The organism is Streptococcus sp. DTU_2020_1001019_1_SI_AUS_MUR_006 (assembly GCF_032340315.1).
GTDB lineage: Bacteria > Bacillota > Bacilli > Lactobacillales > Streptococcaceae > Streptococcus.
The window spans coordinates 1,053,874-1,065,375 of sequence record NZ_CP135436.1; the positions used below are offsets into that span (position 1 = coordinate 1,053,874).

Below are 11,502 nucleotides of genomic sequence, written 5' to 3' on the forward strand. Positions count from 1 at the left end.
TTGACTTTTCTAATCTCTTTGTTCATATCTTATTTCAATCTACTATATTTGACTCTCACAGGTGTAATCGATGGCATCCCTCGGTGCTATCTCATAATTTTTAAAAGAAAACACCATTTTAAGCCTATAAAATCAAAAAAAGCAAAAATTTTTAGTGTGCGATCACCTATAGTATGGGATTCATTAAAAACTCTTTCCTTACCCTCCTAGAACATAAGAAGGTCTATCGATTGTCTTGTTAAAAATATATACTTGGACTAGCATCTTTCTTAAGTGGTCTGTCAATAAAAAGTGTAGGTTGATTTTTCTTGAGTAGTAAAAGATTCAAGAATATTTAGGGTTACTCATGTTCTTTGATAAAAACTCCATTCATATATTTTTTCTTTCATTCTGAAAACTTAATGTAAATTTTCTGTTTTTTTGAAATTTTGTGTCTTAAAAGGTCCAGTGAAGAAAACTGTGTGTGTAGAATCCTGTTTTACTTAATTTTTAGATAACTATATTAAGTGATAAAAGGCAGTGTATATGTAGTTTTGGGTTTATAAAATACTTGAAAGTTCAAAAATTGTTTTAATTGACTATTTTCTAGAAGAGATGTATAATTGAATTGTATGTAAAAGACATGCAGTTATTTTTAAACAAAGGAGATAATGTGATGTATTTTAATCGTAAAAATGCAGAGCAGAAGAACTGGCGTATGATTAAAAAAGGAAAACATTTCCTTTTTGGTTGTTCGCTTGTCTTTGCAGTTGGTGCAGCCTTGGTAGCTCCAACGGTTAAGGCCGACACAGCTGATACTGGGGAGGTAGAGACTAAAACTGCCAACTCAGCTGCTGAAGCAAGCTCTAGTGACGAAGTAGGAACGTATAAAGCACCAGCAGTGGAGGTATCAACAACTTCACCAGTGGTTGCCGAACATCCTACAAGTTCAGAAGCTACCTCAGCAAAAACAGCTAAGGAAGCAGATGGAGTTCAGCTTCCTTCATTGACAGTGGTAGCAGATTCTTCAGCTTTGACAGATGAAGAAAAAGCAAATGTAGTGGCAGCTGTTAAGGGTGTGAATCCTACTGCGACTGATGTTCAAGTCCAAGCAGATGGATCAGTAGTTGTTACTTTTGCAGATGGTTCAACTGCAAACTTGACAGCAAGTCAAACTGTTAAAGTGGCAGCTCCAGCAGAAACTTCAGCCACTCAACCTAAGTCAAGAAGCCGTCGAGCAGCAGGACAAGAACGTGCTCAAGATCGCTCTTCGGAAGAGAAAGACATCAAGTACGTTTATAAAGACAGAACTGCTACAGTAAACGATGGAGATCCAACTCAACGTGCTAAGATCGAGTACAGACAGCTGGGAGACTATGAGGTAGTCGATGGAAAAACAGTGGCTACAGACCCATCTGGTCAAGGTCGTCCAGTCTTGGAGTGGACGGTAACCTTTAACGAGGCTCAGTACGATAAGATGGGAGGATACTACTACTTTACAATCCCTAAAAATGTATCTGATCCTTATAAAGTTGTGACAGAATATAACAACGGCGCTTACGGCCCCCGCGATGGCTGGGTGGATGGAAATGTTACACCAGGTGGTTCGCCGTCTGCAGAAGGTCAGCAGTTTATCGATGCTGGTAATAAACTTGAGTGGCGTGTCAAGAATACCGTTGGGGGAGACTACAACAACGTAAATGGTCTTAGCGGTGTCATGAACAACACTAAAAAGGTTTATGTCCTTAGTTATGGTAACAACACTAAGGCGCGCATGGTTACTATTAAGTACCGTACTGTAGTTGAAGACCCATCACAGACCATTTCTTATATTGCTGGAGTTGAATCTAAAACAGGCTTACCACGAAACAACTGGTATGCTATCTCAGGTAAATATGATAAGCAACTGGTTAGTCAGGTTGCTGCACCAAGTGTGACTCCAAACTTGACCAACACCTCTGTCAACGTTCCTGTTCAAACTGTAGCTTCAACTTCAAGCACTCTTTCAGGAACAGGGGTTCCAGGTGCAACTATTAAGATTTATATCGATGGTCAAGAGCAAAACATCGGCAATGTCACTGTTGACAGTAGCGGTAACTGGACTACAGGTGAGCTTCCAACAGCCTTGAACAACAACCAAGGTGATGGTACAACTATCAAACCACGTCAAACAGTAGAGGTAAGCCAAGTAGTTAACGGTGAAGAAAGTAGCCGTCGTACTGTACCAGTATCTGTTGGTGTAACAACTGTTGAACCTTCAAGCTTGACTACTAACCAAGCTGCAGTTGTAGCAGGACAAAAAGAGGTTACTCTTAAGGTTCCTCATGATGCAGGAATTGCCTACATGCGCTATACAAATACTGCTGGAGAGACTGTTGAGATTCCAGTCAAACGTGATAATGCCTCATCTGCATGGACATCACAAAAATCAGATAAGGCAACTGTCAAATCAGTTGAGCACGGTAAGTTCCAAGATACGATCGTTCTTACCATGGCTGACAAGATTGCAGGTACAGAAGTAGCAGCAATCTCAAACGTGGTAGAGGGTGGCTTCTCAAGTGTGGCTGACTGGCAACCACGCTCAGTAGAAAACCAAGCTCCAACTATTGCATCAGCAGTTGAAGGAAACAAAAAAACTGTTGCTCAAGGTGCTCAACTTGACCTTGCATCTCTTGTGACAGTAGCAGATAAAGAAGATGATGCCCAAGCAACCCTAGGTGATAAGGTCCATGCTGAAGTTGTTTCAGTAAATGGCGACACAGCAACCAAGACAGTTGATACAAATACCCAAGGCACTTACACAGTTAAGTATAAAGCTGTTGATAGCCAAGGTAAAGAGTCAAACGAGATTGAAGTTACTGTAGTTGTAAACCCTGCACGTGACAACGTAGCTCCAACAGTAGAGATTCCATATTCAGATCCAGCTCCAAACAAAAAAGAAGTTTATCTTTATACTGGTGAAGATGCAGACGTTGATATCACATTTAGCGACGATTCTGGAAAAATTAAATCAGCTTCACTTAAAAAAGGTGGAAATATTGCCTTAAATAATATTGATGGTAATCCAGATAAACAAGATAATGAATATGGATATACTGTGACAGCAATTAATTCTGAAACTGCTACACCTGCAAAAATTAAAGTAACAGGTCGAGTTTCAGGTTTAGAAGATAGACTTCCAAAAACAGAAAACGACTCTTTAGAGCTTGTAACACGTTATGCAACAGCAACAGATACAGATGGTGCAGAGATTTCTAATAATGCAACCAAAACTAAGAAAAATGGAGAGGTTGTTGGTTCTTACTTAACTGATCCAGGTGCAGTAACTTTCGTATTAAAAGCACAAACTAAGAAATATGATATCAAAACTCCAGCATCGGCTGATAAAGTAACCGTATCAGATGCTAGCAATGTTACTGATAAAGAGTTTGAAAAAATTAAAGAGAAAGTTAAAGTTGAATATTCTCAAAACAATCCAGATGCACGTTTAGCTGACAAAAAAGGTCAAGAAGTAGAAGATGCTTCAAAAGTTGTTGATAAAGTAGAAAAAGAAGGAAACAATCTTGTTGTAACCTATAAAGATGGTTCTAAAGATACAAAACCATTGACTGATTTTGCACGTACGAATGTTGCACCAACAGTAGAGATTCCATACTCAGATCCAGCTCCAAACAAAAAAGAAGTTTATCTTTATACTGGAGAAGAAGCTGACGTTGATATTACCTTTAATGATGATTCTGGAAAAATTAAATCAGCTTCACTTAAAAAAGGTGGAAATATTGCCCTAAATAATATTGATGGGAATCCAGATAAACAAGATAATGAATATGGATACACTGTAACAGCAATTAATTCTGAAACAGCTACGCCTGCGAAAATTAAAGTAACAGGACAAGTTTCTGGCATATCGGCAGAAAAATTACCGAAAACAGAAAACGATTCTTTAGATCTTGTAACGCGTTTTGCAACTGCAACTGATACAGATGGTGCAGAGATTTCTAATAATGCAACCAAAACTAAAAATAATGGAGAAGTAGTGGGTACCTACCTTACTGACCCAGGTGCAGTAACTTTCGTATTAAAAGCACAAACTAAGAAATATGATATCAAAACTCCATCAGAAGCAGATAAAGTAACCGTATCAGATGCTAACAATGTTACTGATAAAGAGTTTGAAAAAATTAAAGAGAAAGTTAAAGTTGAATATTCTCAAAACAATCCAGATGCACGTTTAGCTGACAAAAAAGGTCAAGAAGTAGAAGATGCTTCAAAAGTTGTTGATAAAGTAGAAAAAGATGGCAACAAAGTTGTTGTAACCTATAAAGATGGTTCTAAAGATACAAAACCATTGTCAGAATTTGTAAACGTAGCTCCAAAAGTAGAAGTTCCATACTCAAATGAAGCTAAGAAAGAAATCTATGTTTATACAGGTGAAAACACTGATTTAACATTCAAAGCATCAGACAACACTGCTGTTAAAGATATGTATGTACGTGGTCCTGGTGGTATTGGAAAAGATAATACGGCAGATTACGGTTTCACAACTGGAAAAATCGAGAATTCAGCAGTCACTCATGGTGATGGTACTGTATCAGGTCCTACAGCTACTATTAAGATGACAGGTGTTACAACACTTAAAGCTCCAAACCATTGGACAAGTTTTGTTGTTGCTAATGACAATGATAATGCACCATCAAATACAGATTTTAATGCATTAGATAAAAATCCGAATGCAACTCAGACTCCAGGATATGTTCACTTTATCGTTAAATCTCAAACAGATAAGTACGATATTGCAACTCCAGCCCCAGCTGATAAAGTTGAAGTAGCAGATCCAACAAAAGTGACAGACGCTGAGTTAGATAAAATCAAAGAAAAACTTAAACTTGAGTACAACAAGAACAATGACGATGCGAATATCGCAAAAAATACTCCAGTTGATAAAGATGGTAAGATTAAATCAGTCACAAACGATGGCAAAGGAAATCTTGTCGTAACATATACAGATGGTTCAACAGATACAAAACCATTGTCAGAATTTGTAACTCAAAAACCATCAACACCAGATACACCAGATACAACAGCGCCAGCGAAACCAGTTATCGATACAGACCTTACAGGTAAAGCCGGAACTAAGACACCAGTTGAAGTGACAGCAGAACCAGGATCTAAGGTTGAGTTGTTCGACAAAGACGGTAAGAAGATTGGTGAAGGCGTAGCGGACGACAAAGGTAAAGCTACAATCACACCAACAACTGAGATTCCAGAAGGTGGCGTAACAGCTAAAGCAACTGATAAAGCAGGTAATGTATCAGAACCAAGTGATGCTGCGAAAGCAACAACACCATCAACACCAGATACACCAGATACAACAGCGCCAGCGAAACCAGTTATCGATACAGACCTTACAGGTAAAGCCGGAACTAAGACACCAGTTGAAGTGACAGCAGAACCAGGATCTAAGGTTGAGTTGTTCGACAAAGACGGTAAGAAGATTGGTGAAGGCGTAGCGGACGACAAAGGTAAAGCTACAATCACACCAACAACTGAGATTCCAGAAGGTGGCGTAACAGCTAAAGCAACTGATAAAGCAGGTAATGTATCAGAACCAAGTGATGCTGCGAAAGCAACAACACCATCAACACCAGATACACCAGATACAACAGCGCCAGCGAAACCAGTTATCGATACAGACCTTACAGGTAAAGCCGGAACTAAGACACCAGTTGAAGTGACAGCAGAACCAGGATCTAAGGTTGAGTTGTTCGACAAAGACGGCAAGAAGATTGGTGAAGGCGTAGCGGACGACAAAGGTAAAGCTACAATCACACCAACAACTGAGATTCCAGAAGGTGGCGTAACAGCTAAAGCAACTGATAAAGCAGGTAATGTATCAGAACCAAGTGAACCAGCTAAAGCAACAACAGCATCAACACCAGATACAACAGATACAACAGCGCCAGCTAAACCAGTTATCGATACAGACCTTACAGGTAAAGCCGGAACTAAGACACCAGTTGAAGTGACAGCAGAACCAGGATCAACAGTTGAGTTGTTCGACAAAGACGGCAAGAAGATTGGTGAAGGCGTAGCGGACGACAAAGGTAAAGCTACAATCACACCAACAACTGAGATTCCAGAAGGTGGCGTAACAGCTAAAGCAACTGATAAAGCAGGTAATGTATCAGAACCAAGTGAACCAGCTAAAGCAACAACAGCATCAACACCAGATACACCAGATACAGAAGCCCCAGCTAAACCAGTTATCGATACAGACCTTACAGGTAAAGCCGGAACTAAGACACCAGTTGAAGTGACAGCAGAACCAGGATCAACAGTTGAGTTGTTCGACAAAGACGGCAAGAAGATTGGTGAAGGCGTAGCGGACGACAAAGGTAAAGCTACAATCACACCAACAACTGAGATTCCAGAAGGTGGCGTAACAGCTAAAGCAACTGATAAAGCAGGTAATGTATCAGAACCAAGTGAACCAGCTAAAGCAACAACAGCATCAACACCAGATACACCAGATACAGAAGCCCCAGCTAAACCAGTTATCGATACAGACCTTACAGGTAAAGCCGGAACTAAGACACCAGTTGAAGTGACAGCAGAACCAGGATCAACAGTTGAGTTGTTCGACAAAGACGGCAAGAAGATTGGTGAAGGCGTAGCGGACGACAAAGGTAAAGCTACAATCACACCAACAACTGAGATTCCAGAAGGTGGCGTAACAGCTAAAGCAACTGATAAAGCAGGTAATGTATCAGAACCAAGTGAACCAGCTAAAGCAACAACAGCATCAACACCAGATACACCAGATACAGAAGCCCCAGCTAAACCAGTTATCGATACAGACCTTACAGGTAAAGCCGGAACTAAGACACCAGTTGAAGTGACAGCAGAACCAGGATCAACAGTTGAGTTGTTCGACAAAGACGGCAAGAAGATTGGTGAAGGCGTAGCGGACGACAAAGGTAAAGCTACAATCACACCAACAACTGAGATTCCAGAAGGTGGCGTAACAGCTAAAGCAACTGATAAAGCAGGTAATGTATCAGAACCAAGTGATGCTGCGAAAGCAACAACACCATCAACACCAGATACACCAGATACAACAGCGCCAGCTAAACCAGTTATCGATACAGACCTTACAGGTAAAGCCGGAACTAAGACACCAGTTGAAGTGACAGCAGAACCAGGATCAACAGTTGAGTTGTTCGACAAAGACGGCAAGAAGATTGGTGAAGGCGTAGCGGACGACAAAGGTAAAGCTACAATCACACCAACAACTGAGATTCCAGAAGGTGGCGTAACAGCTAAAGCAACTGATAAAGCAGGTAATGTATCAGAACCAAGTGATGCTGCGAAAGCAACAACACCATCAACACCAGATACACCAGATACAACAGCGCCAGCTAAACCAGTTATCGATACAGACCTTACAGGTAAAGCCGGAACTAAGACACCAGTTGAAGTGACAGCAGAACCAGGATCAACAGTTGAGTTGTTCGACAAAGACGGCAAGAAGATTGGTGAAGGCGTAGCGGACGACAAAGGTAAAGCTACAATCACACCAACAACTGAGATTCCAGAAGGTGGCGTAACAGCTAAAGCAACTGATAAAGCAGGTAATGTATCAGAACCAAGTGATGTTGCGAAAGCAACAACACCATCTAAGGATGCAGATGGCGTTAAAGATCCAGCTAAGACACCAGTTAAAGATCCAGCTAACTTAACAGATGCAGAAAAAGCTAAAGTAGCAGACGAAGTTAAGAAAGCTAACCCAACAGCGAAAGATGTTGAAGTAGGTAAAGATGGAACAGCAACTGTAACCTTCCCAGATGGATCAACAGCAGAAATCCCAGCAGCTAAGGCAGTTGAGAAAGCTAAAGATGCAACACCTGCTAAGGATGCAGATGGCGTTAAAGATCCAGCTAAGACACCAGTTAAAGATCCAGCTAACTTAACAGATGCAGAAAAAGCTAAAGTAGCAGACGAAGTTAAGAAAGCTAACCCAACAGCGAAAGATGTTGAAGTAGGTAAAGATGGAACAGCAACTGTAACCTTCCCAGATGGATCAACAGCAGAAATCCCAGCAGCTAAGGCAGTTGAGAAATCAGCTGATAAAGCAGTTAAGGATCCATCAGTAACACCAGTTACAGATCCAAGCAACTTGACTGATGCAGAAAAAGCTAAGGTAGCCGATGAAGTTAAGAAATCTAACCCAACAGCGAAAGATGTTGAAGTAGGCAAAGATGGCACAACAACTGTTACATACCCAGATGGTACAACAGCGGTTATCCCAGCAGATAAGACAGTTAAGAAATCAGCTGATAAAGCAGTTAAGGATCCATCAGTAACTCCGGTTACAGATCCAAGCAACTTGACTGATGCAGAAAAAGCTAAGGTAGCCGACGAAGTTAAGAAATCAAACCCAACCGTAACTGATGTTAAAGTTGGCAAAGATGGCACAACAACTGTTACATACCCAGATGGTACAACAGCGGTTATCCCAGCAGATAAGACAGTTAAGAAATCAGCTGATAAAGCAGTTAAGGATCCATCAGTAACTCCGGTTACAGATCCAAGCAACTTGACTGATGCAGAAAAAGCTAAGGTAGCCGACGAAGTTAAGAAATCAAACCCAACCGTAACTGATGTTAAAGTTGGCAAAGATGGCACAACAACTGTTACATACCCAGATGGTACAACAGCGGTTATCCCAGCAGATAAGACAGTTAAGAAATCAGATGATAAAGCAGTTAAGGATCCATCAGTAACACCAGTTACAGATCCAAGCAACTTGACTGATGCAGAAAAAGCTAAGGTAGCCGACGAAGTTAAGAAATCTAACCCAACAGTAACAGATGTTAAAGTTGGCAAAGATGGCACAACAACTGTTACATACCCAGATGGCAGCACAGCCGTTATTCCATCAGGTGATACAGTTAAGAAATCATCAGATAACGCAGTTAAGGATCCATCAGTAACACCAGTTACAGATCCAAGCAACTTGACTGATGCAGAAAAAGCTAAGGTGGCCGACGAAGTTAAGAAATCAAACCCAACCGTAACTGATGTTAAAGTTGGCAAAGATGGCACAACAACTGTTACATACCCAGATGGTACAACAGCGGTTATCCCAGCAGATAAGGCAGTTAAGAAATCAGATGATAAAGCAGTTAAGGATCCATCAGTAACTCCTGTTACAGATCCAAGCAACTTGACTGATGCAGAAAAAGCTAAGGTAGCCGACGAAGTTAAGAAATCTAACCCAACCGTAACTGACGTTAAAGTTGGCAAAGATGGCACAACAACTGTTACATACCCAGATGGTACAACAGCGGTTATCCCAGCAGATAAGGCAGTTAAGAAATCAGATGATAAAGCAGTTAAGGATCCATCAGTAACTCCTGTTACAGATCCAAGCAACTTGACTGATGCAGAAAAAGCTAAGGTAGCCGACGAAGTTAAGAAATCTAACCCAACCGTAACTGACGTTAAAGTTGGCAAAGATGGCACAACAACTGTTACATACCCAGATGGTACAACAGCGGTTATCCCAGCAGATAAGGCAGTTAAGAAATCAGATGATAAAGCAGTTAAGGATCCATCAGTAACTCCGGTTACAGATCCAAGCAACTTGACTGATGCAGAAAAAGCTAAAGTAGCCGACGAAGTTAAGAAATCAAACCCAACCGTAACTGATGTTAAAGTTGGCAAAGATGGCACAACAACTGTTACATACCCAGATGGCACAACAGCGGTTATCCCAGCAGATAAGGCAGTTAAGAAATCATCCGATGAAGGTACGAAGGATCCATCAGTAACACCAGTTACAGATCCAAGCAACTTGACTGATGCAGAAAAAGCTAAGGTAGCCGACGAAGTTAAGAAATCAAACCCAACCGTAACTGATGTTAAAGTTGGCAAAGATGGCACAACAACTGTTACATACCCAGATGGTACAACAGCGGTTATCCCAGCAGATAAGGCAGTTAAGAAATCAGCTGATAAAGCAGTTAAGGATCCATCAGTAACACCAGTTACAGATCCAAGCAACTTGACTGATGCAGAAAAAGCTAAGGTAGCCGATGAAGTTAAGAAATCAAACCCAACCGTAACTGATGTTAAAGTTGGCAAAGATGGCACAACAACTGTAACTTACCCAGATGGTACAACAGCGGTTATCCCAGCAGATAAGACAGCTAAGAAATCAGCTGATAAAGCAGTTAAGGATCCATCAGTAACACCAGTTACAGATCCAAGCAACTTGACTGATGCAGAAAAAGCTAAGGTAGCCGACGAAGTTAAGAAATCTAACCCAACCGTAACTGATGTTAAAGTTGGCAAAGATGGTACAACAACTGTTACATACCCAGATGGTACAACAGCGGTTATCCCAGCAGATAAGGCAGTTAAGAAATCAGCTGATAAAGTCGTTAAGGATCCATCAGTAACACCAGTTACAGATCCAAGCAACTTGACTGATGCAGAAAAAGCTAAGATAGCCGACGAAGTTAAGAAATCAAACCCAACCGTAACTGATGTTAAAGTTGGCAAAGATGGTACAACAACTGTTACATACCCAGATGGTACAACAGCGGTTATCCCAGCAGATAAGACAGTTAAGAAATCAGCTGATAAAGAAGTTAAGGATCCATCAGTAACACCAGTTACAGATCCAAGCAACTTGACTGATGCAGAAAAAGGTAAGGTAGCAGATGAAGTTAAGAAATCTAACCCAACTGCGAAAGATATCAAGGTTAACAAAGACGGATCAGTAATTGTAACCTTTGAAGATGGCACCACAGCCTTTATCCCAGCAGATAAGACAGTTAAGAAATCAGCTGATAAAGTCGTTAAGGATCCATCAGTAACACCAGTTACAGATCCAAGCAACTTGACTGATGCAGAAAAAGCTAAGATAGCCGACGAAGTTAAGAAATCTAACCCAACCGTAACTGATGTTAAAGTTGGCAAAGATGGTACAACAACTGTTACATACCCAGATGGTACAACAGCGGTTATCCCAGCAGATAAGACAGTTAAGAAATCAGCTGATAAAGTCGTTAAGGATCCATCAGTAACACCAGTTACAGATCCAAGCAACTTGACTGATGCAGAAAAAGGTAAGGTAGCAGATGAAGTTAAGAAATCTAACCCAACTGCGAAAGATATCAAGGTTAACAAAGACGGATCAGTAATTGTAACCTTTGAAGATGGCACCACAGCCTTTATCCCAGCAGATAAGACAGTTAAGAAATCAGATGGTTCAGTAGCAGGTAATCCAGCTGCTAACCAAGATTCACCTGCTCAAGCACCAGCTAAGAAAGCAGGAGCGAAAGAATTGCCAAATACTGGTACAGAACAATCTAGCGCTTCACTTGCTTTAGCACTTCTTGCAGCAGCGACAGGCGGACTCCTCTTCGCTAAAAAACGTGAGGAAGAAGAGTAAGAAATTACTCAAATAAAGCAAAACTGAGAATCTCAATTCTATGAATTTGCTAGAAAAACCGT

At 40.9% G+C, this 11,502-nt stretch carries 1 protein-coding gene; it reads left to right on the top strand.

Annotated elements, in window-relative coordinates; all coding sequences use genetic code 11:
* Positions 1-655 precede the first annotated feature (655 nt).
* Positions 656-11,440 (top strand): Ig-like domain-containing protein, encoded by a 10,785-nt coding sequence (locus RRU92_RS05215; RefSeq protein ID WP_315640885.1) that lies wholly within the window; start codon positions 656-658, stop codon positions 11,438-11,440.
* Positions 11,441-11,502: the final 62 nt, after the last annotated feature.

Coding starts and splice junctions, on each gene's coding strand:
- RRU92_RS05215 (WP_315640885.1), top strand. CDS start 656: ATGTATTTTAATCGTAAAAATGCAGAGCAGAAGAACTGGCGTATGATT.